Source organism: Microbacterium sp. NPDC055502, from assembly GCF_053643635.1.
The window spans coordinates 32936-56718 of record NZ_JBSHKJ010000003.1; the positions used below are offsets into that span (position 1 = coordinate 32936).

Annotated in this window: 21 protein-coding genes; 17 read left to right on the forward strand and 4 right to left on the reverse strand. The window is 72.9% G+C overall.

Annotated elements, in window-relative coordinates; genetic code table 11:
• Positions 1–77 precede the first annotated feature (77 nt).
• Complete coding sequence (locus ACWH95_RS16495) at positions 78–884, forward strand: sugar phosphate isomerase/epimerase family protein (RefSeq protein WP_454121028.1); 807 nt, start codon at positions 78–80, stop codon at positions 882–884.
• A complete protein-coding gene (locus tag ACWH95_RS16500; RefSeq protein WP_454121029.1) occupies positions 884–2020 on the forward strand; it encodes a Gfo/Idh/MocA family protein in 1137 nt (378 codons plus the stop codon). Before ACWH95_RS16495 ends, ACWH95_RS16500 begins: the two co-directional genes overlap by 1 nt.
• Here ACWH95_RS16500 and ACWH95_RS16505 read toward each other — a convergent pair.
• Positions 1972–3189, reverse strand: coding sequence for an ROK family protein (locus tag ACWH95_RS16505; RefSeq protein ID WP_454121030.1), 1218 nt, complete (start codon positions 3187–3189; stop codon positions 1972–1974). The two genes, ACWH95_RS16500 and ACWH95_RS16505, sit on opposite strands and share 49 nt — an antisense overlap.
• Before the next feature lie 114 nt (positions 3190–3303).
• Here ACWH95_RS16505 and ACWH95_RS16510 point away from each other — a divergent pair, with 114 nt between their 5' ends.
• From ACWH95_RS16510 to ACWH95_RS16540, 7 genes are all read left to right on the forward strand, one after another.
• A complete protein-coding gene (locus tag ACWH95_RS16510; protein WP_136044197.1) occupies positions 3304–4413 on the forward strand; it encodes a Gfo/Idh/MocA family protein in 1110 nt (369 codons plus the stop codon).
• Positions 4410–5930, forward strand: coding sequence for a sugar ABC transporter ATP-binding protein (locus ACWH95_RS16515; RefSeq protein ID WP_454121031.1), 1521 nt, complete (start codon positions 4410–4412; stop codon positions 5928–5930). The genes ACWH95_RS16510 and ACWH95_RS16515 overlap by 4 nt, the downstream gene beginning before the upstream one ends.
• Positions 5927–7027 carry an ABC transporter permease gene (locus ACWH95_RS16520; protein WP_136031092.1) on the forward strand — a complete coding sequence of 367 codons (1101 nt, stop codon included), beginning with the start codon at positions 5927–5929 and terminating at the stop codon, positions 7025–7027. The genes ACWH95_RS16515 and ACWH95_RS16520 overlap by 4 nt, the downstream gene beginning before the upstream one ends.
• Positions 7024–8094, forward strand: coding sequence for an ABC transporter permease (locus ACWH95_RS16525; RefSeq protein ID WP_136044830.1), 1071 nt, complete (start codon positions 7024–7026; stop codon positions 8092–8094). The genes ACWH95_RS16520 and ACWH95_RS16525 overlap by 4 nt, the downstream gene beginning before the upstream one ends.
• 14 nt (positions 8095–8108) lie before the next feature.
• A complete protein-coding gene (locus ACWH95_RS16530) occupies positions 8109–9305 on the forward strand; it encodes a substrate-binding domain-containing protein (protein WP_454121032.1) in 1197 nt (398 codons plus the stop codon).
• Between the two features lie 77 nt (positions 9306–9382).
• A complete protein-coding gene (locus ACWH95_RS16535; RefSeq protein ID WP_454121033.1) occupies positions 9383–10234 on the forward strand; it encodes a sugar phosphate isomerase/epimerase family protein in 852 nt (283 codons plus the stop codon).
• Positions 10235–10291: 57 nt separating this feature from the next.
• Positions 10292–11299, forward strand: coding sequence for a sugar phosphate isomerase/epimerase family protein (locus ACWH95_RS16540; RefSeq protein WP_136031084.1), 1008 nt, complete (start codon positions 10292–10294; stop codon positions 11297–11299).
• Positions 11300–11419: 120 nt separating this feature from the next.
• On the opposite strand, the gene ACWH95_RS16545 is transcribed toward ACWH95_RS16540, so the two are convergent.
• Both ACWH95_RS16545 and ACWH95_RS16550 read right to left on the reverse strand, forming a co-directional pair.
• Entirely contained in the window at positions 11420–12382 is a 963-nt protein-coding gene (locus tag ACWH95_RS16545; protein ID WP_136031082.1) for an NYN domain-containing protein, read from the reverse strand.
• Positions 12375–13370 carry a Gfo/Idh/MocA family protein gene (locus tag ACWH95_RS16550; protein ID WP_136031079.1) on the reverse strand — a complete coding sequence of 332 codons (996 nt, stop codon included), beginning with the start codon at positions 13368–13370 and terminating at the stop codon, positions 12375–12377. Before ACWH95_RS16550 ends, ACWH95_RS16545 begins: the two co-directional genes overlap by 8 nt.
• A gap of 104 nt (positions 13371–13474) precedes the next feature.
• Between ACWH95_RS16550 and ACWH95_RS16555 the strand changes: the two genes are divergently transcribed.
• From ACWH95_RS16555 to ACWH95_RS16590, 8 genes are all read left to right on the forward strand, one after another.
• Positions 13475–14854: an NtaA/DmoA family FMN-dependent monooxygenase gene (locus ACWH95_RS16555; RefSeq protein WP_454121034.1), complete on the forward strand. Its 1380-nt coding sequence runs from the start codon at positions 13475–13477 to the stop codon at positions 14852–14854.
• A 128-nt stretch (positions 14855–14982) separates the two neighbouring features.
• Complete coding sequence (locus tag ACWH95_RS16560) at positions 14983–16617, forward strand: TIGR04028 family ABC transporter substrate-binding protein (protein WP_454121035.1); 1635 nt, start codon at positions 14983–14985, stop codon at positions 16615–16617.
• Between the two features lie 16 nt (positions 16618–16633).
• The gene (locus ACWH95_RS16565; protein ID WP_136035448.1) at positions 16634–17611 is read left to right on the forward strand and encodes an ABC transporter permease; all 978 of its coding nucleotides are present in this window, start codon (positions 16634–16636) and stop codon (positions 17609–17611) included.
• Positions 17608–18498, forward strand: coding sequence for an ABC transporter permease (locus tag ACWH95_RS16570; RefSeq protein ID WP_247639088.1), 891 nt, complete (start codon positions 17608–17610; stop codon positions 18496–18498). Before ACWH95_RS16565 ends, ACWH95_RS16570 begins: the two co-directional genes overlap by 4 nt.
• A 114-nt stretch (positions 18499–18612) precedes the next feature.
• On the forward strand, positions 18613–20256 hold the full coding sequence (locus ACWH95_RS16575; protein WP_454121036.1) for a dipeptide ABC transporter ATP-binding protein: 1644 nt from the start codon (positions 18613–18615) through the stop codon (positions 20254–20256).
• Positions 20253–21299, forward strand: coding sequence for a putative FMN-dependent luciferase-like monooxygenase (locus tag ACWH95_RS16580; RefSeq protein ID WP_454121037.1), 1047 nt, complete (start codon positions 20253–20255; stop codon positions 21297–21299). The genes ACWH95_RS16575 and ACWH95_RS16580 overlap by 4 nt, the downstream gene beginning before the upstream one ends.
• Positions 21296–21922: a CMD domain protein gene (locus tag ACWH95_RS16585; RefSeq protein WP_454121038.1), complete on the forward strand. Its 627-nt coding sequence runs from the start codon at positions 21296–21298 to the stop codon at positions 21920–21922. The genes ACWH95_RS16580 and ACWH95_RS16585 overlap by 4 nt, the downstream gene beginning before the upstream one ends.
• Positions 21919–22611: an alkylhydroperoxidase domain protein gene (locus ACWH95_RS16590; RefSeq protein WP_454121039.1), complete on the forward strand. Its 693-nt coding sequence runs from the start codon at positions 21919–21921 to the stop codon at positions 22609–22611. The genes ACWH95_RS16585 and ACWH95_RS16590 overlap by 4 nt, the downstream gene beginning before the upstream one ends.
• Before the next feature lie 35 nt (positions 22612–22646).
• On the opposite strand, the gene ACWH95_RS16595 is transcribed toward ACWH95_RS16590, so the two are convergent.
• On the reverse strand, positions 22647–23591 hold the full coding sequence (locus ACWH95_RS16595; RefSeq protein ID WP_454121040.1) for a quinone oxidoreductase family protein: 945 nt from the start codon (positions 23589–23591) through the stop codon (positions 22647–22649).
• Positions 23592–23783: the final 192 nt, after the last annotated feature.

Below are 23783 nucleotides of genomic sequence, written 5' to 3' on the forward strand. Positions count from 1 at the left end.
ATGTGGAGGTATTCGGTGATAGCGTGCCAGCGCGGGGCACCACCCGCGAGTCGCCGACGACCCGAGGAGCACGACCGATGACGATCCAGACGTCCCTGCAGCTGTTCACCATCCGCGAGCAGCTGGAGGCCGACCTCGACGGCACTCTCGCCGCCGTCGCCGCGCGCGGGTTCACGGCCGTCGAGCCGTACGACTTCGTGCGCAGGGCCGAGGCGATGGCCGCCGCGCTCGCCGCCGCCGGTCTCACCGCGCCCTCCGGACACGCGTTCCTGGCGTCGGAGTCGTTCGTCAACCCGGACGGCAGCGGCACCACCCTGCCCGTGCCCGCGCCCGCCGAGGTGTTCGCGGCGGCGAAGACGCTCGGCATGCACACCGTGATCGACCCGTACACCGAACCTGCCCGCTGGGAGTCGGTGGCGCAGATCGCCGAGACCGCCCGACTGCTCAACGCCGCGGCCGAGGTCGGCGCCGCGATGGGCGTGCGCGTCGGCTACCACAACCACGCCCACGAGCTCGAGGCCGCGTTCGACGGCGTGACGGGTCTGGAGGTGCTGGCGGGCCTGCTCGACGACCGCGTGGTGCTGGAGGTGGACCTCTACTGGGTGGCGCGCGGTGGGGTCGACCCCGTGGCCCTGCTGGAGCGCCTGGGCGACCGCGTGATCGCGGTGCACGCCAAGGACGGCACGCTCGACCCCGCCCTGCTCGACGCCTACCCGCCGGCGGACCAGGTGCCCGCGGGCGACGGCGCCGTCCCGCTCGTGGCGGCCATCGCGGCGGCCCCCGCGCTCGAGCTCGCCATCGTGGAGTTCGACCACTACGAGGGCGACCTGTTCGACGCGATCGAGCGCAGTCGGCGGTTCCTCGACGCGGAGGTCGCGGGCTGATGGGGCGCACAGGCGACGCGGTCGGCGTCGGCATCATCGGCGCGGGCAACATCAGCGACCAGTACCTGCAGAACCTGACCCGGTTCCCCGACGTGCGGGTGCTCGCGCTCGGCGACCTCCTCCCGGAGCGCGCCCGCTCTCAGGCCGAGGCGTACGGCGTGCCGCGGGCGGGCGGCGTGGACGTGGTGCTCGACGACCCCGACATCGCCGTGGTCGTCAACCTCACGATCCCGGCCGCGCACGTCGCGGTGTCCGAGGCGATCATCCGCGCCGGGAAGCACGTGTGGACGGAGAAGCCGCTCGGCGTGAGCCGGGAGGAGGCCAGCCGGCTGCTGCGCACCGCCGAGGCGGCCGGACGGCGCATCGGCGCCGCGCCCGACACGGTGCTCGGCCCCGGGGTGCAGACCGCGAAGCGCGCGATCGCCCGCGGCGACATCGGGCGGCCGCTGTTCGGGCAGACGACGTTCCAGTGGCAGGGCCCGGAGATCTTCCACCCGAACCCGGCGTTCCTCTACGCCAAGGGCGCCGGTCCGCTGCTCGACATGGGCCCGTACTACGTCTCGACGCTCGTGCACGTGTTCGGCCCGGTGGCGGCGGTCGCCGCGCTCGGGCTGCAGGGGGCGCCGACCAGGCGGGTGCAGGTCGGCGAGCTCGCCGGGCAGGAGTTCCCCGTCGAGATCCCGTCGACGCTGAGCGTGCTGCTCGACTTCGAGGGCGGCGGTCAGGCCCAGAGCCTCTACAGCACCGACTCGCCCCTCGTGCGGCAGGGCATCGTGGAGATCACCGGGACCGAGGGCACGATCACGATCCCCGACCCCAACACCTTCGGGGGACCGATCACGATCACCCGCCCGCTCGCGCGCCACTTCGTGCCGCCGGAGCCCGTGGAGCAGGAGATCGTCGACGTCGCCCAGGAGGGCGTGCTCGCCGGTCGCGGCATCGGCCTGTTGGACATGGTCCGCTCGATCGCGGACGACCGCCCGCACGTCGCCACGGGCGAGTTCGCGTACCACGTGCTCGACACGCTGCTGTCGATCGAGGAGGCCGCGGAACAGCGCCGCTTCGTCGAGGTGGCCAGCACGCTCGATCAGGTCGGCGCGCTGTCGGCCGACTTCGACCCCTTCGCCGCGACATAGCGGTCGACGCTCGCGGGGGAGAGCACCTCGCGGGCGACCATGATCGCCGCCCCCAGCACCGCGGCCCGGTCTCCGGCCTGGGACTGCACGATGGCCAGGTGCTGGGTGGCGAGGGGGATCGACCGGCGGTACACGACCTCGCGGACACCGGCCAGCAGATGCTCGCCGGCCCGCGCGATGCTGCCGCCCAGCACGATGATCGACGGGTTGAGGAGGTTCACGACGGTGGCGAGCACCTCGCCCACGTCGCGGCCCGCCTGCCGGGTCGCCTCGATCGCCGCCGCGTTGCCTCCGCGTACCAGGTCGACCACGTCGGAGGCGCTGTGCACCTCGTGCCCCGCCGCGCGCAGCGCGATCGCGAGGGCCGAGCCGCTGGCCAGGGCCTCGAGGTCGCGCTCGTCGTCCGGATCGCGCTCGGATCCCGCCCCCCGCGGCACCTGCACGTGGCCCATGTCGCCCGCCGACCCCTGGGCTCCGCGCTGCAGCTGTCCGCCCGCGATGATGCCGGCGCCGATGCCCGTGGACACCTTGACGAAGATCAGGTCGTCGACGCGGGGCCAGCTCGTGGCCTGCTCGCCGAGCGCGAGGATGTTCACGTCGTTGTCGACCAGCACGGGCACGTCGAATGTCCGCTGCACATAGGCGGGAACGTCGAAGCGGTCCCACCCCGGCATGATCGGCGGGTTCGTGGGCCGTCCGGTCGAGTGCTCGACGGGGCCGGGAACCCCGATGCCGACGCCGACCAGCGGTAGTCCGTCCGCGGTCGCCGCGAGCAGCGCGGCGCCGTCGGCGAGGATGGTGTCGAGGAGCTTCTCGGGGCCGTCGCCGATGTCGATCGTGCGCGTGCGGGCGTCGAGGATGACACCGGACAGATCGGCGACCGCGACCGTGGCGTGCGTGGCACCGAGGTCGACCGCGAGCGAGAGTCCGGCGCGGGGATTGAAGGCCACCCGCGCGGGCGGGCGTCCGCCCGTGGAGGCGGCTTCGCCCGCCGGCCGCAGGAGCCCGGCGGCGAGGAGCGCGTCGACGCGGAGGGCGACGGTCGAGCGGGCGAGTCCGGTGAGCGCCGCGAGCTCGGCCTTGGTGCGCGCCTGGCCGTCTCGGAGGATCTGGAAGATCTCGCCCGTCCCCGGGAAGGGCACCGTGACCGGCCTCAGCACGTCAACCATTCGGTCAGTAAACCACAGCACTTCGGAGTGCAGACGCAGAACTTCGAATTCGGTTCGAACAACTTTTGACGAAAAGCTAGCAAAAGTCGTTCGGAGTGTGTCAGACTCCCCGACATGACAACGGATGTCACAGACACCGGTCTCGGGACGATCCGAGCCGGCATCCTCGGCGGGGGATTCATGGCCCGCGTCCACCGCGCGGCAGCGCGCGACGCAGGGGGAGAGCTGCGGGCGATCGCCACCCGGTCGGCCGCGGGCGGACGCGATGCGGCGCAGGCCCTGGGGGCCGAGCGGGCGGAGGTCGACGCCGACGCCCTCCTCGACGCCGACGACATCGACGTGGTGCACATCTGCACCCCCAACGCCACGCACGCCGACCTCGCGCGCCGCGCGCTGCACGCCGGCAAGCACGTGATCTGCGAGAAGCCGCTCGCGACCACCGCGGACGACGCCCGCGAGCTCGCGGAGGCGGCCGCCGCGGCCGGCCTCATCGGCGCCGTCCCCTTCATCTACCGCTACCACCCCATGGTGCGCGAGGCCAGGGCCCGCATCGCCAGGGGAGAGGCGGGAGACCTGCTCACCCTCGACTGCTCCTACCTCCAGGACTGGATGCTGCTGCCCGGCGACGACGACTGGCGCGTGAGGTCTGAGGCAGGCGGCGCCTCGCGCGCCTTCGCCGACATCGGCTCGCACCTGTGCGACCTGATCGAGTTCGTCACGGGAGAGCGCATCCGTGCCCTCAGCGCCCGCAGCCGCCGCGTCTACGCGGAGCGCGGCGGGCACGCCGTCGACACCGAGGATCTCGTCGCCGTGCTCGTCGAGACCGGCTCCGGCGCGCTCGGCACGCTGCTCATCTCGCAGATGGCACCGGGGCGGAAGAACGCCCTCACCCTGGAGCTGCACGGCTCGCGGCAGAGCCTGCGGTTCGAGCAGGAGCGCCCGGAGGAGCTCTGGGTCGGGATGCGCGAGGAGTCCCGGCTGCTGCTGCGCGACCCCGCGACCGCCGGCGCCGATGCGGCCCGGCTGCAGCGGGTGCCAGCGGGGCATGCGATGGGCTATCAGGACGCGTTCAACGGCTTCGTGGCGGACGTGTACGCCGCGATCGGCGGGGCTCGACCGGACGGACTCCCGACCTTCGCCGACGGACACCGCTCCGCCGTGCTCACCGAGGCCGTGCTCGACTCGGCGGCGCACGACGGCCGATGGGTGGAGGTGACGGCATGACCGCCACGACGACGCAGCCCGTGCTCGCGGCGCGCGGCATCCGCAAGTCGTTCTTCGGCGTGGAGGTGCTGCACGGCGTCGACCTGGACGTGCGACCGGGTGAGGTGCACGGCCTCGTGGGCGAGAACGGTGCGGGCAAGTCCACGCTCATGAAGATCATCGCCGGAGTGCAGCCCGCCGACGAGGGCACCCTGACGTACCTCGGCGAAGAGGTGCACCACGCGCACCCGCGGCAGGCCATGGACGCGGGCATCGTGACCGTGTTCCAGGAGTTCACCCTCCTGCCCGAGCGCACGGTCGCGCAGAACGTGTACCTCGGACGTGAGCCGCGCCGGGCGGGCTTCGTGGACGTGCGCGGCATGAACGCGAAGACGAGCGCACTGCTCGACGACCTCGGAGTGTCGTTCATCGACCCGCAGGCCCGCGTCGGCTCGCTCACCGTGGCAGAGCAGCAGATCGTCGAGATCGTGAAGGCCCTGTCGTTCGACGCCCGGGTCATCTCGATGGACGAGCCGACGGCGGCGCTCAGCGACCGCGAGGTCGAGCTGCTGTACGCCATCATCCGCCGGCTCACCTCGCGCGGGGTCGCGGTGCTCTACGTGTCGCACCGGCTCAAGGAAATCTTCGACCTCTGCGACCGCATCACCATCCTCAAGGACGGCGCCCTCGTGTCCACCGACGACACCGCGGCGCTCACGACCGACGAGCTCGTGCGGCGCATGGTCGGCCGCTCCATCCAGTCGTACTTCCCCGACGCGCTCGAGGGCACCGCGGTGGGGGAGCCGCGGCTCGAGCTCGACGGCTGCGGCAACGCCTACGTGGACGGCGTGTCGCTCACGCTGCGCGCCGGCGAGATCGTCGGCGTCGCCGGGCTCCAGGGCTCCGGACGCACGGAGCTCGTGGAGGGCGTGTTCGGCATCCAGGCGTTCACGCGCGGCACGATGCGCATCGACGGCGCCCCCGTGCGCATCACCGGCCCCCGGGCGGCCGTCCGTGCGGGGCTCGCGCTCGTGTCGGAGGACCGCAAGGCGCAGGGCCTCGCGCTCGGCCAGTCGGTGCTCGACAACGCCCTGCTGGTCGTGCGCAGCGTGTTCGCCGGGCGCACGGCCGCGTCGCGCCGCGAGGTGCCCGGCGTGCTCAGCGCGCTGGAGGTGTCGTCGCGCGGGCTCGACCAGGAGGTGCGGTTCCTCTCCGGCGGCAACCAGCAGAAGGTCGTGCTCGCGAAGTGGCTGCTCACCGGACCGCAGATCGTGCTGTTCGACGAGCCGACACGCGGCATCGACGTGGGCGCGAAGTACGCGGTGTACGAGCTGATGCGCCAGCTCGCGGCGCAGGGCACGGCCGTGCTGATGGTCTCGAGCGAGCTGCCGGAGGTGATCGGCATGAGCGACCGCATCCTGGTGATGCACGACGGGGAGCTGGTCGCCGAGCTGCCCGCGGGCTCCCCGGAGCACGAGATCCTCGCCGCGGCGACCGGTGCGGATGCGCGCCGCTCGACCGAGGGAGGCCAGCGATGACCACCGCCACCCGCCCCCGGCTGCGCATCGACTCCACCGTGATCGTGCTCGGCATCCTCGTGCTGACCCTCGTGGTCGGGGCGATCCTCGTCGCGACCGTCGGCCGCAACTTCCTCAGCCCCGGCAACATCCGCGACGTGCTGACCGGCATGAGCGTGCTCGGACTGGTCGCGATCGGGCAGACGCTCGTGGTGCTCGGGGCGTCGCTCGACCTCTCCGTCACCTACGTCATCAGCCTGTCGAGCCTGCTCGCGGCCACCCTGATGAACGGCAACCCCGGCAACATCCCGGTCGCCGTGGCCGTCACGCTGCTGGTGTGCGCGGGCATCGGGCTGCTCAACGGCGTGATCGTGACGGTGCTCAAGGTGAACGGCTTCATCGCCACGCTCGGCGTGGGGCTGATCCTCCAGGGCATCCTCAACACGAACTTCGAGGGCTCGGCGGGCAACGTCCCCTGGGCGTTCCAGCTGATCGGCGCCACCGGCGTCGGGCCCGTCCCGGTGTCGACGATCATCATGATCGTGCTCGCCGTGGTGGTCTGGGTGCTGCTGAACCGCACCCGCACCGGCGCGCACCTGTACGCCGTCGGCGGCGACCCGGAGATCGCACGGCTCAGCGGCGTGCGCACGCGGATGCCGCTGATCTGGGCGCACGTGCTGTGCTCCGTGTTCGCGGGGCTCGCCGGACTGCTGCTCGCGAGCCGCCTCGGCGTCGGCAGCCCGACGGTGGGGCAGCAGGGCGGCTATGCGCTGCTCTCGATCGCCGCGGTCGTGCTGGGCGGCACGCTGCTCCTCGGCGGCCGCGGCTCCATCTGGGGCACGATCGGCGGCGTCGCGATCCTCGCGGTGGTCGACAACGTGATGAGCGTGCTGCAGGTGAACCCGTTCCTGAAGGACGTGGTGCGCGGCGTGGTCATCGTCGCGGCGGTCGCGGTGTACAGCCGTCGCGCGATCGTGCGGCGTCGCCCGCGCTTCGGCGCCGGGGGCACGCGCACCGGGGGCGATGCGGCGGCCAGAGCCGCGGAGGCCGAGATGGCGGCGGCGGCGCGGGAGCTCGCGCCCAGTCCCGGCTCCACGACGGAAGGAACGCGCTCATGAAGGCCCTGCGCACCCTCGTCAGCCCGCGCGGCGCCGTGTTCCTGCTGCTGGTGGTGCTGCTCGTCGCGGTCACGATCCTCAACCCGAGCTTCGCCGAGCCGGGGCAGTTCATGCGGTTCCTGCAGCGGGTCGCACCCATCGCCATCGTCGCGATCGGGCAGTACTTCGTGATCATCGCCGGCGAGTTCGACCTGTCGCAGGGCTCGCTCATCACGGCGCAGGTCATCATCGCCGGCAACCTGGTGGGCCAGGACGACGCCCGCACCATCCCGGTGCTGCTGCTCATGGTGGTCTTCGCGGTGGCCGTCGGGCTCGTGAACGGCCTGATCACGACGCTGCTGAAGGTGCCGTCGTTCATCGTGACGCTCGGCATGATGCTCGCGCTGCTCGGCGGGGTGATGTGGTGGACAGGGGGAGCGGCCACCGGAAACCCCGCCGACAGCTTCCGCGAGATCGGACGTGGCGGCCTGCGCGACGTGCCGCTGCTGGACTTCATCCCGTGGGCGGTGCTGCTGCTGATCGTGTGGCTCGCGCTGGGCATCGTCCTCACGAAGCGGCCGCTCGGCAAGACCCTCATCGCCATCGGCGACAACGCCAGGGCCGTGGACTACGCCGGTGCCCGCCGCGCCTGGGTCACCACGCGCGCGTTCGTGATCTCCTCGCTCTCGGCCACGCTGTCGGCCGTGCTGCTGGTCGGCTATGCGGGCGTGCACCCGTCGGTCGGCCGCGGCTACGAGTTCACCGCCATCACAGCGGTCGTGCTCGGCGGCGTCGTGCTCGGCGGTGGCCGGGGCTGGATCGTGGGTGCGGTCGCCGGGGCGTTCACGCTCGAGGCGCTGTTCATGCTCCTCAACATCGCGGGGGTGCCGTCGACGCTGCGCGACGCCGTGCAGGGCGTCATCATCATCGCTGCGGTGGCCTACTCCGCCGTCGCCTTCCGTGCCCGCCGCGCACGCGGCCCCCAATCCGCGGCGCCGGAGCCCGCGGAACCCGAACCCGCGGCGCCCGTGACCCACGGGGCCGCCACGACCTCACGCACCATCCACACAGAAACCAGAGGAGATTAGCAATGCGACGATCGATGAAGATCGCCACCGCCGGGGTGGCCCTCTTCGGCCTCATCGCGCTCGCCGGGTGCACGACCGACCCGTCCGTGGCGCCGGCGGAGTCGGAGAACCCCGAGCAGGCGGCGGAGACGACCGAGTGGTTCGACCAGGAGCTGTTCGACAAGCAGGACCAGGAGCGCGGCGTGGAACCCCAGGGTCCGGCCGACGAGCCCTACCTGCAGCACATCAACGCCGAGATGGTGGACACGTCCGAGTTCGCCAGCGCCGGGGCCAAGAAGGCCTGCTTCGCGAACGCCTCGATCTCCAACCCGTGGCGGCAGACGGGCTGGATCACCATGAACGAGCAGCTCAAGGCGCTGCAGGAGGCCGGGGCGATCAGCGAGATGGAGACGCGCGACGCGCAGGACTCCGATGACACGCAGATCGCCGACATCGACTACTTCATCTCGGAGGGGAACTGCGACGTGTTCCTCATCTCGCCGAACAGCACGGCGGCCATGACGCCCGCCGTCGACCGGGCGTGCGAGACCGGGAAGCCCGTGGTGGTGTTCGACCGCGGTGTGAACACCGACTGCCCCGTCACCTTCATCCACCCCATCGGCGGCTTCGCCTGGGGCATCGACACGGCCGAGTTCCTGATCGACAACCTGGAGGAGGGCGACAAGGTCGTGGCCCTGCGCATCCTCCCCGGCGTCGACGTGCTGGAGCACCGCTGGGCCGGTGCCGAGAAGCTGTTCGACGAGGCGGGCATCGAGGCCGTGGACTACTTCACGGGCGCCGACCCGGCGGAGATCAAGAGCATCATCAGCGACGAGCTCGCCAAGGGCGACGTCGACGGCATCTGGATGGACGCCGGTGACGGCGCCGTCGCGGCGATCGAGGCGTTCGAGGACGCCGGCGCGGACTACCCGGTCATGACCGGTGAGGACGAGATGAGCTTCCTGCGCAAGTGGAAGGACACGGGCCTCACCGGCCTCGCCCCGGTGTACTCGAACTTCCAGTGGCGCACCCCGCTGCTCGCGGCGCAGATGATCTTCGCCGGCCAGGAGGTGCCGAAGGAGTGGGTGCTGCCGCAGAAGCCCATCACCGAGGCGGAGCTGGACGACTACCTGGCGGCGAACGAGGGCATGCCCGACGGCCACTACGCCAAGTTCGGCGGGGAGAACCTCCCCGGTTACCCGACGGTGTGGCAGGAGCGGCAGATCCCGTAACCGCCTGCGCTCCCGCCCTTCCGCTCCGTGTCACCGGGGTGGGAGGGTGGGAGCGACTCCCTGATCGAAGGACAACGATGCCCCGCACGATCGCCGTCAACACCTGGGTGTGGACGTCTCCGCTCACCGACGAGACGCTGGAGCCGCTCGCGCACACCGCCGCACGGATGGGCTACGACGCCCTGGAACTGCCGCTGGAGAACCCCGGCGACTGGGACCCCGTGCGGGCGCGTGCCGTGCTGGACGGCCTCGGGATGGGCGCGGTCCTGGTCGGCGCGATGGGGCAGGGGCGGTCGCTCGTGGCACGCGCGGGCGACGTGCCGGCGACGCAGGACTACCTGCGCGCCTGCCTCGACGCGGCCGCGATCCTCCGTTCCCCGGTCGTGGCCGGTCCGTTCTACGCGCCCACCGGGGCGACCTGGCGGATGGACGCGGAGGAGCGCACCGCGGTCGTGGCCGAGCTGCGGGAGAACCTGGCGCCCCTGGCGGACGAGGCGGCGGCCGCCGGGCTCATCCTCGCCGTCGAGCCCCTCAACCGGTATGAGACGAGCGTGCTCAACACGGTCGCGCAGAGCCTCGACGCGCTCGAGCCGCTGCTGGGCGCGGGCGTGGGGCTCGCCCTCGACACGTACCACCTCAACATCGAGGAGAAGCGGCCGGCCGACGCGATCAGGGCCGCGGGATCCGCGATCGCCCACGTGCAGGTGTGCGGCAGCGACCGCGGGGCGGTGGGCGACGACCACACCGACTGGCCGGGCATCCTCGCGGCGCTCGACGACGCGGGCTACCGCGGGGTGCTCGGGCTGGAGAGCTTCACCGGCGAGAACGCGACGATCGCGGTCGCGGCGTCGGTGTGGCGCCCGCTCGCCGCGAGCCAGGACGAGCTCGCCGCGCACAGCATCGCCCATCTGCGCGCCCTGGGTGCCTGACCCCGCGACCCCGCCCGCCCCCGCCCCGTACCCCGTACCCGCGACCAAGGAGGATCCATGAGCACTCGTCCGGTCACCCTGTTCACCGGCCAGTGGGCCGACCTGCCGTTCGAGGAGGTGGCCCGGCTCGCCGCCGAGTGGGGCTACGACGGGCTGGAGGTCGCGGCATCGGGGGACCACCTCGACCTGCGCCGCGCCGACGAGGACGACGCCTACCTCGCCTCGCGCCGCGAGATCCTCGACCGACACGGCCTGCGGCTCTTCGCGATCTCGAACCACCTGGCGGGCCAGGCCGTGTGCGACGCCCCGATCGACTTCCGCCATCAGGGCATCCTGCGCCCGTACGTGTGGGGCGACGGCGAGGCCGAAGGGGTGCGGCAGCGAGCGGCCGAGGACATGACGCGCGCCGCCCGGGTCGCCCGCAAGCTCGGGGTCGACACGGTCGTGGGCTTCACCGGCTCGTCGATCTGGCCCTACGTGGCGATGTTCCCGCCCGTGCCCGCCGCCGTGATCGAGCAGGGGTTCCAGGACTTCGCCGACCGCTGGAACCCGATCCTCGACGTGTTCGACGGCGAGGGCGTGCGGTTCGCGCACGAGGTGCACCCGGGCGAGATCGCCTACGACTACTGGTCGAGCGTGCGTGCGCTCGACGCGATCGACCACCGTGAGGCGTTCGGGTTCAACTGGGACCCCTCGCACATGATGTGGCAGAACATCGACCCGGTCGGGTTCATCGTCGACTTCGCCGACCGCATCTACCACGTGGACTGCAAGGACACCCGGATGCGTCCGCACAACGGCCGGGCGGGCGTGCTCGGGTCGCACCTGCCGTGGGGCGACCCGCGGCGCGGCTGGGACTTCGTGTCGACCGGTCACGGTGACGTGCCGTGGGAGGACGCCTTCCGGGCGCTCGACGCGATCGGCTACGACGGCCCGATCTCGATCGAGTGGGAGGACGCCGGCATGGACCGGCTCCACGGCGCCCCCGAAGCGCTCGGCTTCGTGCGGTCGCTGCTGTGGCCGCCGCCCGAGGCCGCGTTCGACGCCGCCTTCAGCAACCAGTAAGGGCCGGGCCTCGGCCTGGATGGGCCAGGCCCCGCGCCGGCGGGTGGATCAGGCCCCGCGCCGGCGGGTGGATCAGGCCCCGCGCAGGCGGGTGGATCAGGGCTCGCGCAGGCGGGTGGATCAGGGCTCGCGCAGGCGGACGAGGCGCTCGTGCCCCGTCTCCTCGAGCTCGGCGATGTCGTCGCGCGACTTCAGGAAGTCGGAGAACGACCGGTAGCCGAGCGCCTTCTCGCTGAAGGACGGGTCCATGCGGCGCATGTGCGTCTTGACCGCTGAGCTGTGCAGCCACTCGTCGGCATCGGCCTTGTCGTGCCCGAGGCGCAGCGCCCGCTCCAGCAGACGCGTGGCCTCGCCCTGGTCGTCGATCTTCTCCTCGACCTTGGGCTCCTCGGTCTTCGCGGCCTTGGCCTTCGCGCGCGTCTTGGGCGCCGCCTTCGGCTTGGTCGCGGTGTCCGCCGGTGGGGCCGCGAGTTCCGCCGGGGCCTCCGCGGGCGTGCGGTTCACGCTCTTCGCCGGGCGGGCGACACCGGGCAGCGAGTCGTACGACTCGAACTCGTCGCACGCGGCGGCGAGCGACTTCGCGGTGGAGCCGGCCACGCCGACCCCGATCACGTAGCGGCCGAGGCGCTTGCAGCGCTGCGCGAGCGGCACGTAGTCGCTGTCGCCCGCCACGATCACCACGTGGGTGAGGTCGGGCAGGCGGAACATGTCCTCCACCGCGTCGACCGCGAGCCGGATGTCGGCGCCGTTCTTGGCGTACGCGGCGGCCGGGAACAGCTGCACCAGGTCGACCGCACGGGCCACGAGCTGCGAGCGGTACTCGGCGTTCACGGGCGACGACCAGTCGGCGTAGGCCCTGGTGAGCACGAGGGTACCGAACGAGGCGGCGTAGTCGATGATGGCGCCGACCTCGATCATCGCCCTGTTCAACCGCTCGGCGACCTCGGGGTCGTTGGGGTTCTCGGTGATGCGCTGGCGGTCCTTGCCGTACGAGTTGCGGCCGTGGACGCGGTCGTACCAGGAGATGACGATGTTGTCGAAGTCGAGGTAGACCGCGACACGGGCGTCGGGGGTCTCAGCCACGGTGGTCCTCCTCGCCGGGGTAGCGGACGCCGATCTGGGCGCGGATCTCGTCGAGCGCCCCCATGATCGCGACGCTCTCGGCGATCGGGAGGATGTCGCCGGCGAGGTTCCCCTCGGCCACGAGACGCTCCGCCGCGATCGCCTCGAACTGCATCCCGCGCCCGGTGATGTCGGTCACGTACTCCTCCGCGACCGTGCCGTCGGGCAGCACCAGACGGAACGTGGTGGGCGCGTACCAGACGCGATCGATGTCGATGCGGGCGGCGGTGCCCACGATGCTCGCCGCGTTGGGGCCCGCGCCGCGCGAGGACGACAGGCTGGTCGACACTGCGCCGCCCTCGTGCGTCATGACCGTGGCGACCTCGGAGTCGGCGCCCGTCTCGACCAGGCGGCCCACCGCGCGGATGCTGGTGGGGGCACCCAGGATGTCCCAGATGAACGAGATCGGGTAGATGCCGAGGTCGAGCAGCGCGCCGCCGCCCAGCTCCAGCGCGTTCAGGCGGTGCGCCGGGTCGGTCGGCAGGAGCTGCGTGTGGTCGGCGCTCACGGTGCGGATCTCGCCCAGCGCCCCCTCGGCGATCAGCTCGCGGATGCGCACCATGTGCGGCAGATACCTGGTCCACATGGCCTCGGTGACCAGCAGGCCGCGCTCGGCGGCGAGCGCCTGCAGGTCGGCGGCCTCGGTCTGGTTCAGCGTGAACGCCTTCTCGACCAGCACGTGCTTGCCGTGCTCCAGGGCGAGCCGGGCGTTCTCGTGGTGCATCGGATGGGGTGTGGAGACGTAGATGATGTCGACGTCGGGATCCGCCACGAGCGCCTCGTACGAGGCGTGCGCGTGCGGGATGTCGAACCGCGCGGCGAACGCGTCGGCGGACTCCTGCGAGCGCGAGCCGACCGCGACCAGGTCGAGGCCCGCCGTGCGCAGGTCGGAAGCGAAGGCGCCGGCGATGCCGCCGGTCGCGAGGATTCCCCAACGAAGACCAGTCATCCTCTCAGCGTAGAGGGTGGGGTGGACATGTCGCCGTGTGACGTCGCGTGACCCCCGGCTTCCGCGCCGTGGTCGCCGCCGTCCCGCGCTCCTAGCGTGACGGCATGACCGAACCCCTCGTGATCGGCGCCATGGTGCGCACGCTCGGTGCCTACCCGTCCGGCTGGCGTCACGCCGGAGCACACCGCGACCCCGCACGCGACGCCGATGTCCTGCGGCGCATCGCCGCGGCGGGCGAGGAGGCCGGGCTCGACTACCTGTTCTTCGGCGACTGGCTCGCGACGGGCCCCGACCTGGAGTTCCGCGACCCGTACCTGCTCGCGCGCATCGACCCGGTCAGCGCCGTGCTGTTCCTCGCCGGCCTCACCTCGCGCATCGGGCTCATCGCGACCGTCAACACGACCTACGCGGATCCGTACACGACCGCGCGGTCGCTGGCGTCGCTCGACGTGCTCTCGGGCGGACGCGCCGGGGTGAACCTGGTCACCGGGGCCGAGCCGCGCGCGGCGGGCAACCACGGACGCGAGGCGCACGCCGACAACGAGACCCGCTACGACCGGGCGGAGGAGTTCGTCACGGCGCTGCGCCGGCTCTGGGACTCGTGGGACGCCGACGCCTGGATCGCCGACGCCGAACGCGGGGTGCTGATCGACGCCGACCGGCTGCGCGCCGCGAACCTGGAGGGCGCGCACGTGCGCGTGACGGGACCGCTCAACGTCGCACGGCCGCCGCAGGGGCGCATCCCGGTGGTGCACGCCGGCACGTCGCCGCGGTCGCGTGCGCTCGCCGCGACCGCGGCCGACCTCGCCCTCATCGCCTCGCCGACCCTGGCCGACGCGGTCGCCACGCGGCGGGGGCTGCGGGAGGTCGCGGCGGAGGCCGGGCGCTCGCCGGAGGAACTGCGGGTGATCGCGCCCGTGCTGCCCGTGGTCGCCGAGACGCACGCCGAGGCGCAGCGCATCGTGGCGCGGTTGCTCGCGCTCGTGCCGCTCGCGGAGGGGCATCAGGTCGAGCGCCCCGGGTTCCCGGCGAACCGCACGGTCGCGGCGCTCGCGGACGCCTTCGACGTGCCGGGGGACGACCCCCTGCGCGTCGCGGCCTTCGACGCCCCCGTCGCTCCCGCCGAGGCGCTGCGCCTCGGCGGACGAGGGGCCGCCCTGATCGAGCGCGTGGCCCACCTCGCGGGTCTCGGCATCGGCGCCGACGCAGCCCTCACCTGGCGGCATCTGGTCGCCGCGCATGCCGTGCCCGCCGCGTTCGTGGTCGGTGACGCCGCCGCGGTCGCCGACCACTTCGAGACGTGGCGCGACGCGGGAGCGGCCGACGGGTTCAACGTGCTCTCGGCGTTCCAGCCCGCGCAGTTCGAGGCGTTCACGCACCTGGCGGCGCCCGAGCTGCGGCGACGCGGACTGCTGCGCGAGCACGGTGACGGCGCGATCACGCTGCGCGACCGCCTGCGTGTGACGTCGCGTGTCGATGCGTGACCGCGGGTGTCGCCGGGCGACCTTCCGCGTCCGCCGCCCGGCGCGCACCGCCCGCCGCTTCCTAGCGTGAACCCCACGCCGCACCCGTACCCACCTGCACCCACCCGCACCCCCGAGGAGTCCTCCGCATGAACCGCCGCCTGATCCGTACCGCCGCCGTCGCGCTGCCCCTCGTCCTGGCCGGGAGCCTCGCCGCGTGCGCGACCTCCGCCGCCCCCGCCGGCACACCGACCGACGCCGGGGCCCCTGTCGCGGGCGGCACGCTCACGTACCTGGAGCACCAGGCCTACACGAACCTGTACCCGCCGCAGGCCGGCTTCTACCCGAACGGCGGCATCGTCAACAACATCGCCGCCCGGCTCACGTGGCAGAACCCGGAGACGCTCGAGATCGAGCCGTGGGTCGCCGCGGATTGGACCGTGAACGACGACGCCACCGAGTACACGTTCGACCTGAACCCCGGCGTCACCTTCTCGGACGGCACGCCCCTCGACGCCGACGCCGTCGCGAAGAACTTCGACACCTACGGCCTGGGCGACGCCGACCGCGGGCTCACCGTGTCCGAGGCGATCAACAACTACGTCGGCAGCGAGGTGGTCGACCAGGACACCGTCACGTTCCGCTTCTCCGCCCCGTCGCCCGGGTTCCTGCAGGCCACGTCCACCATCAACTCCGGCCTGCTGTCACCCGACACGCTCGACGGCACGATCGAGGACTTCGGCGCGGGCAATGCGGCCGACATCGTCGGCTCCGGTCCGTTCACCGTCACCGACGAGAAGCTCGGCACGGAGTACACCCTCGCCGCGCGCGACGACTACGCCTGGGGTCCGGAGAGCGCCGACAACGACGGCCGCCCGTACCTCGACGCCGTGCACGTGCTGATCACCCCGGAGGACTCCGTGCGCATCGGCTCGCTGCTCGCGGGGCAGGCCGACTACGTGCGCTACGTGCAGGCGTTCGACGAGGATCGTGTGGAGGGCGCCGGCTTCACGCTCTACGCCCCGCAGACCCGCGGCGTGAACAACTCGATCGCCCTGCGGCCGGACAACCCGCTGCTCTCCGACATCCGCGTGCGCCAGGCGATCATCGCGGCCGTGAACGCGCAGGAGGTGGTCGACACGCTCTTCACCGAGAACTACCCGGTGGCGACGTCGGTGCTGTCCTCCCAGGCGGTCGGCTACAAGGACGAGTCGGAGCACTACACCTTCGACCCCGACCGGGCCGAGGAACTGCTCGACGAGGCCGGCTGGACGCCCGCAGGCGACGGCATCAGGGAGAAGGACGGCGAGCGCCTCGCGATCACGGTCTACGAGGCGAAGCCGCAGCCGCTGTCGAAGCAGACGCTGGAGCTGATCGCCCAGCAGCTCGCGAAGGTCGGCGTCGAGCTGACCGTGAAGCCCGGCGATGCCGGCACCTTTGCCGAGGACACGCGCGACCCGCTGAAGACCGGGTTCTATCACTCGATGGTCGGACGCGCGGACCTCGACGTGATCAAGAGCCAGTACTTCACGAAGAACCGCGACGTGCTGATCTCGCAGGACGCGACGCTCGACGAGCTGCTGCTCGCCGTGGCCTCCGAGCCCGACGCCGACGCGCGCATCGCCGCGTCGCAGGCCGTGCAGGACTACATCGCCGAGCAGGCCTACGTGATCCCGCTGTTCGAGGAGCCGCAGGTCTACGGTGCCGCGACGTACGTGCACGGCGTGGCGTTCGAGTCGGTCGGGCGCCCCACGTTCTCCGGCGTCTGGCTCGCGGAGCACTGAGGGCGACGGTGACGCGATGAGCTTCGTCCTCCGACGAGCCGGGCAGGCCGCGATCGTGCTGGTCGCGGCCTTCACGGCCACCTTCTTCCTGCTGCAGCTCCTGCCGGGCGACGCGATCCTGATCAAGTTCTCCGACCCGAGCCTCGGGCTCTCGCCGGAGCAGCTCGACGGGATCCGCGCGACCTATGGCGCCGACCTGCCGTGGTGGGAGCAGTACGTGCACGCCGGGCTCGGCTTCCTCGCCGGCGACTTCGGCTACTCGACGCAGTTCGGCACCCCGGTGCGCACGATGCTGGCCGAGGCGCTGCCCGCGACCCTGCTGCTCGCGTCGCTCGGGCTCGCGGTGGCGCTCGTGCTGGCCGTGCTGATCGCCGGGCTGTCGTCGCTGGCGCCGTTCGCGTGGCTGCGCGCGGGACTGCGCCAGGTGCCTGGCCTCTTCGTCGCGGTGCCGGTGTTCTGGCTCGGGATCCTGCTCATCCAGGTGTTCTCGTTCGGCCTCGGCTGGGTGCCGATCGTGGGAGCCGACCCGGTGAGCGGGCTCGTGCTGCCCGTGCTCACCCTGGCCGTGCCGATCTCCGCGCCCCTCGCCCAAGTGCTGGTGCGGGCGATCGACCAGGTGCAGGCGCAGCCGTTCGTGACCGTGCTGCGGGCGAAGGGCGCACCGCCGGCGTGGGTGCTCACGCGCTCGGTCGCGCGCAACGCGGCGGTGCCGACGCTCACGATCGCGGGCGTGCTGTTCGGTGAGCTCGTGGGCGGCGCCGTCGTGACGGAGACCGTGTTCGGCCGGACCGGGATCGGACGCCTCACGGAGCAGGCCGTCGCGAACCAGGACATCCCGGTGCTGCAGGGGGTGGTGCTGCTGTCGGCACTCGGCTTCGTGCTCATCAGCTTCGCGGTCGACCTCGCCACGCCGCTCATCGACCCGCGGCAGCGCACCTCCGCCCGCCGCGGTCGCCCCGAACCCCGCCGCACGCTGCAGGAGGCCACCGCATGACCGCGCCCGTGATCGCCGAGACCGCGGACGCCGTCTCCGCGACCCCCTCGGCCCCCGCCCCCGCCGCGACCCCGCGGCGCCGTCGCGGCCTGCGTCGCCGCCCGTGGGGGCTCTACCTGGCCGTCGCCGCGGTGGCGCTCGCGGTGCTCTGGGCGCTGATCCCCGGGGTGTTCGCGCCGGGCGACCCGCTCACGGGCGTGCCGGCCGACAAGCTGCTGCCCCCGAGCGCCGCGCACTGGTTCGGCACGGACACGCTCGGCCGCGACCTGTTCGGCCGGGTCGTGCACGGCGCGGTGCACTCGCTCTCCGGCGCGCTGATCGCGGTGACGGTCGGCCTCGCCCTGGGCACGGTGCTCGGTGCGATCGCCGGATCGGTCGGCGGGATCGTGGACGACGTGCTGATGCGCATCGTCGACGTGCTCCTGGCGATCCCCGGCCTGCTGCTGTCGCTGTCGGTGATCATCCTGCTCGGGTTCGGCACCGTCAACGCGGCCATCGCGGTGGGACTCGGCAGCGTCGCGGCGTTCGCGCGCCTGATGCGCGCCGAGGTCGCGCGGGTGCGGCGCACCGAGTACGTCGAGGCGGCGTTCGGCAGTGGCGGGACGTTCGTCGCCGTGCTGCGCCGCCACGTGCTGCCCAACTCCCTCACCCCGATCGTCGCGCTCGCCGCGCTCCAGTTCGGCACCGCGATCCTCGCCATCTCCACGCTCGGGTTCCTCGGCTACGGCGCTCCGCCGCCCACGCCCGAGTGGGGCCTGCTGATCGCCGAGGGGCGCAACTACATCGCGACGGCCTGGTGGCTCACCGCCCTCCCCGGCCTCGTCGTGGTCGCGGTGGTGCTCAGCGCCAACCGCATCAGCCATCGCCTCGGAAGGGGAGTGCGATGAGCGCGATCTCTGCGTCCACGACCACGATCAGCCACCGCCTCGGAAGGGGAGTGCGATGAGTGCGATCTCTGCGTCCACGACCACGATCAGCCACCGCCTCGGAAGGGGAGTGCGATGAGTGCGGGCCCCGTCCTCACCGCCACCGACCTCACGGTGTCGTACGGCGACCGGGAGGTCGTGCACGGCATCTCGTTCGACATCGCCGAGGGTGAGACGCTCGCGCTCGTCGGCGAGTCCGGGTCGGGCAAGTCCACCACGGCGCACGCGCTGCTGGGGCTGCTGCCGGAGGGGGGTCGCGTCGACGCGGGGCGTGTGCTCCTCGGCGAGCTCGACATCTCCGGCTGGAGCGACCGCGCCCTGCGCGGCATCCGCGGCCCCGAGATCGGGCTCGTGCCGCAGGACCCCGCCACCTCGCTCGACCCCGTGCGCCCGGTCGGGGTGCAGGTGGAGGAGATCCTGCGCCTGCACGGGCACCGGGACCGGAGGTCGCGTCGGGCCAGGGCGATCGAGCTGCTCGACCGCGTGGGCATCGACGACCCGGGGCTGCGCGCACGGCAGTATCCGCACGAGCTGTCCGGCGGCATGCGGCAGCGCGTGCTGATCGCGACCGCGGTGGCGCTGCGCCCGCGGCTGCTGATCGCGGACGAGCCCACCAGCGCGCTCGACGCCACGGTGCAGCGCACGGTGCTCGACCTGCTCGACGAGCTCCAGCGCGAGGAGGGGACGAGCATCCTGCTGGTGACGCACGACCTGGGGGTCGCGGCCGACCGTGCCGCGCGGCTCGTGGTGCTCAAGGACGGCCGCATCGTCGAGCAGGGGGCGAGCGACGCGGTGCTCGCGGCGCCGCGGGAGCCGTACACGCGGCAGCTGCTCGCCGACGCGCCCGCCTTCGCGACCGGGTTCCGCCGGCCGGACGCACCGCCGTTCCTGCGGGATGCGGCCGCGGTCGCCGCCGAGAACCCCTACGCGATCGTCGCCGAGGGGCTCGTGAAGGAGTTCCGCATGGCGGGTCGCGAGCGGTTCCGCGCGGTGGACGACGTGTCGTTCCGCGTGCGCCGCGGCACCACGCACGCGCTCGTGGGGGAGTCGGGCTCGGGCAAGACCACCACGGCACGACTCGTCACCCGGTTCCACCGCCCTGAGGCCGGATCGATCGAGGTCGCCGGGGCCGACGTGACGGCCGCGACGGGCGCGCCGTTGCGCGCGCTGCGCCGGCGCATCCAGCTCGTGTACCAGAACCCGTTCGCGTCGCTCGATCCGCGGCAGCACGTCGTCGACATCGTCGCGGAGCCCCTGCAGAACTTCCGCGTCGGAGGCAGGGCCGAACGGCGGGAGCGCGCACTCGCCCTGCTCGACCGGGTGGCGCTGCCGGCCGACGTCGCCCGCCGCACCCCGCGGGAGCTGTCGGGCGGACAGCGGCAGCGCGTCGCGATCGCCCGTGCCCTCGCGATCGACCCGGAGATCGTGGTGCTCGACGAGGCGGTGTCCGCGCTCGACGTGACGGTGCAGGCCCGCATCCTCGAGCTGCTCACCTCGCTGCAGGCCGAGCTCGGGCTCACCTACCTCTTCATCTCGCACGACCTCGCGGTGGTGCGGCGCATCAGTCACACGGTGTCGGTCATGCGCCGCGGCCGCGTGGTGGAGGAGGGCCGGACCGAGGAGCTGTTCCACGACCCGCAGCACGAGTACACCAGGGAGCTGCTCGCCGCCGTGCCCGGCGTCGGCGACGCTCCCCAGAGCCGAGAGGTCCTCGCATGACCGCACCAGCCGCCGCACCCACCGTGGCGTTCTTCACCCGTCTGCTCGACGACGCGTCGCCCGCCGATCGCTACGCGCTGGCCACGGCGCAGCTCCAGCACGCGGAGCGGCACGGCATCGGGCGTGCGTGGGTCGCGCAGCATCACTTCCGCGCCGCGGAGGGCGGGCTGCCGTCGCCGCTCGTGTTCCTGGCGCACGCCGCCGCGCATACGAACCGCCTCCGGCTCGGCACCGGGGTGATCACGCTGCCCCTGGAAGACCCGGTGCGCGTGGCGGAGGATGCGGTGGTCGCCGACCTGCTCTCCGGCGGGCGTCTCGATCTCGGGCTCGGCAGCGGGGGCACGCCCTCGTCGTTCGTACCGTTCGGGGAGGACGTGCGCGACAAGGCCGCCACGTACGACCGCAAGCTGCGCGTGCTGCTCGACGCGCTCGCGGGCGAGGACGTCGGCGGCGACAACACCCTGTACCCCGACCCGGGCGACCTCGCCTCACGCGTCTGGCAGGCGACGTTCTCGGCCGCGGGCGGGAGCCGCGCGGGTGTGCACGGCCACGGGCTGCTGCTCTCGCGCACGCAGCCGCGCACGGCCGAGCGCCTCCGCGCGCCGCTGTCGGCGCTGCAGGACCCCATCATCGACGCCTACCTCGACGCGCTGCCGGCCGGCGTCACGCCGCGCATCACGGCCTCGCGCACCGTGTTCGTGGCGGATGACAGGGCCGAGGCGCTGCGGTTCGCGGAGGTCGGGCTGCGGCGCGCCGCGGAGGGCTTCCGCCGCCAGGGGCAGACGATCCCGGGCGACGACCTCGACGACCTGATCACCGCGCTCGACACCCACCTGGGCACGCCGGAGGAGGTGGCCGCCTCGCTCGCGGACGACGCGACGCTGTCCCGCGCGACCGAGGTCGCGTTCCAGGTGCACTCGGTCGACGCGCCCCACGAGCACGTGCTGCGCTCGATCGAGCTGTTCGCCGCCGAGGTCGCCCCGGCACTCGGCTACGCCCTCACCCCGTCCCCCGCGGACACGACCCTCAAGGAGAACGCATGACCGACGACATCGTCGACCGCATCGCGGAGGTGACGCCGGGGCTCGACGCGCTGCGGCGGCGCCGTCCGATCACGCGCGAGCAGTTGCAGGCGAGCTTCGACGCGCTGTTCCGCCCCGTCTCGGTGCAGCACGCGTCGCAGGCCGAGCGCGAGCTGATCGCGGCCTTCGCGACCGGGCTCGCCGGCGCCGACGACCCGTCCGCGCTGTTCTACGCCGACCGGGCGGAGGCCGCCGATCCCGAGCGCGCCGCGGTGGTCAGGGCCGAGCTGGCCGGGGCCGCCGCCACCGGGCCGTTCGGCGCGTACACCGAGGCCGGGCTCCAGGGGGAGAGCACCGACGGGCTGAGGTATGCGCCGGACGCCGCCGCCACGGACGCTCTGGGCGAGCGACTGGCCGCCGCGCTCGCCCACGCGCACCTGCTGGTGCTGCGGCCGCGCGAGGCCTCGGCCGCCGACCTGGGCCGCCTGCTCGACGCGGGGTGGACGCCCGACGGCATCGTCACGGTGTCGCAGCTCGTGTCGTTCCTGGCGTTCCAGCAGCGCGTCGTGACCGGGCTCCGCGTGCTCGCCGCCGCCGGACTCGCGACCGCCACCACCGCCGCCACCGAGGAGGAGGCCGCATGACCACCACCGACGCCACCACCGACCCCGCCACCACCGAGCCCGACGCCACCGACACCACCGATCCCGACACCACCACCGAGCCCGCCACCGCCGACACCGTGCTCCGGCACGACGACGCCCCGCACCCGCACGGGTTCACGCGCGCCGAGGTCGGGTGGACGCCGCACCTGCCCCCGCTCAAGGAGGACGAGCTGACCGAGCGGCACTTTGACGGCCTGGTCGACGCCGCTCGCGCCAAGAACGACTACTTCCGTCTGCTCGCGCGCGACCCCGAGGTGCTCCGGGCGCGCACCCTGGTCGACAAGGACATCTTCTACAACGTCGCCGACGGACTGCCCAGGGCCGATCGTGAGCTGGCGGCTACCGCGGCCTCGCGGCGCAACGGCTGCGTGTTCTGCGCCTCGGTGCACTCGCGCTTCGCGGCGCATCACAGCAAGCGGCAGGACGACGTGGACCGGCTGCTCGACGTGGGCGTGTCCGCCGACCTCGGCGAGCGGTGGAACGCGATCGTCGCGGCCTCCGTCGCGCTGACCGAGACGCCCAGCGCGTTCGGGCCCGACCACATCGCGCTCCTGCGATCCGCGGGGCTCGACGACGGCGAGATCGCCGACGTGGTGCACGGCGCCGCGTTCTTCAACTGGGCGAACCGGCTGATGCTGTCGCTCGGCCGACCCGTGGCTCCGGCCTGAGCCGGGCGGCCCCGGCTCCGGCACCAGGGTGATGGCTACGGCACCAGGATGATCTTGCCCGAGGCGGCGCGGGATTCCATGAGCTCATGGGCCCGCGCCGCCTCGGCGAGCGGGAGCTCCGGGCCGAGCTCGATCGTGAAGTCGCCCGACGCGAGCAGCTCCACGGTCTTCTCCAGGGCTTCGGCGCGCCAGGCGAGCTCCTGCTCCGTGAGCGGGACGGGGGAGCCGCCCGAGAACGCGCGGATGCCGAAGTCGGCGGCGTCGGGGCCGCGCACGATCGTGGCGATGCGGTCGCGGTCGGGCACCAGGGCGAGCGAGGTCTCGATGGCCTCGTCCGTGCCCGCGCAGTCGAGCGCCACCGTGACGGGCGACGGAGCGGCCGCGCGCACGCGGTCGAGCAGGCCGTCTCCGTATGCGACGGGGAGGGCACCGAGCTCGCGCAGCTGCTCGTGCCGGGCGGGGCTCGCGGTGGCGATCACGGTCGCGCCGCCGGCCACCGCGAACTGCACCGCCGCCTGACCCACCGAGCCCGAGCCGCCGTGCACCAGGAGCACGTCGCCCGCGGTCACGCCGAGCGAGCGCAGCGCCTGATACGCGGTGCCGGCGGGGATGCCGATCGCGGCGCCCTCGGCAGCGGTCACCGCGTCGGGGAGCTTCACCAGCTTGTCGGCCTCGACCGCGAGCGCCGAGGCGTACGTGCCGACCGTGTCACGGATCGCGACGCGGTCGCCCACCTCCAGCCCGTCGACGCCCTCGCCGAGCACCTCCACCACGCCCGCGCCGTCGAAGCCGACGCCCCGCGGTTCGGTGATCGGCGGTGACGGACGCTTGCCGCTGCGCAGCTTCGCGTCGATGGGGTTCGCGCCGGCGGCCTCGATGCGCACCACGGCCTCGCCGCGCACGGCGACGGGATCGGGCACCTCCATCAGGTGCAGGACATCGGGGGAGCCGAACTCGGTGTAGACGATCGCGCTGGCCATGACCCCAGGCTACCCGGGGAGGACACGGTCAGCGCCGGGACCGGATCAGCGCCGGGTCAGGATCAGCGCCCGGTCAGGATCAGCGCCCGGTCAGGATCAGCGCCCGGTCAGGATCACCGCCCGGGGAGGACACCGTCAGCGCCCGGGCAGGATCAGCGCCCGGACAGGACCAGCGCCCGGACCGGATCAGCG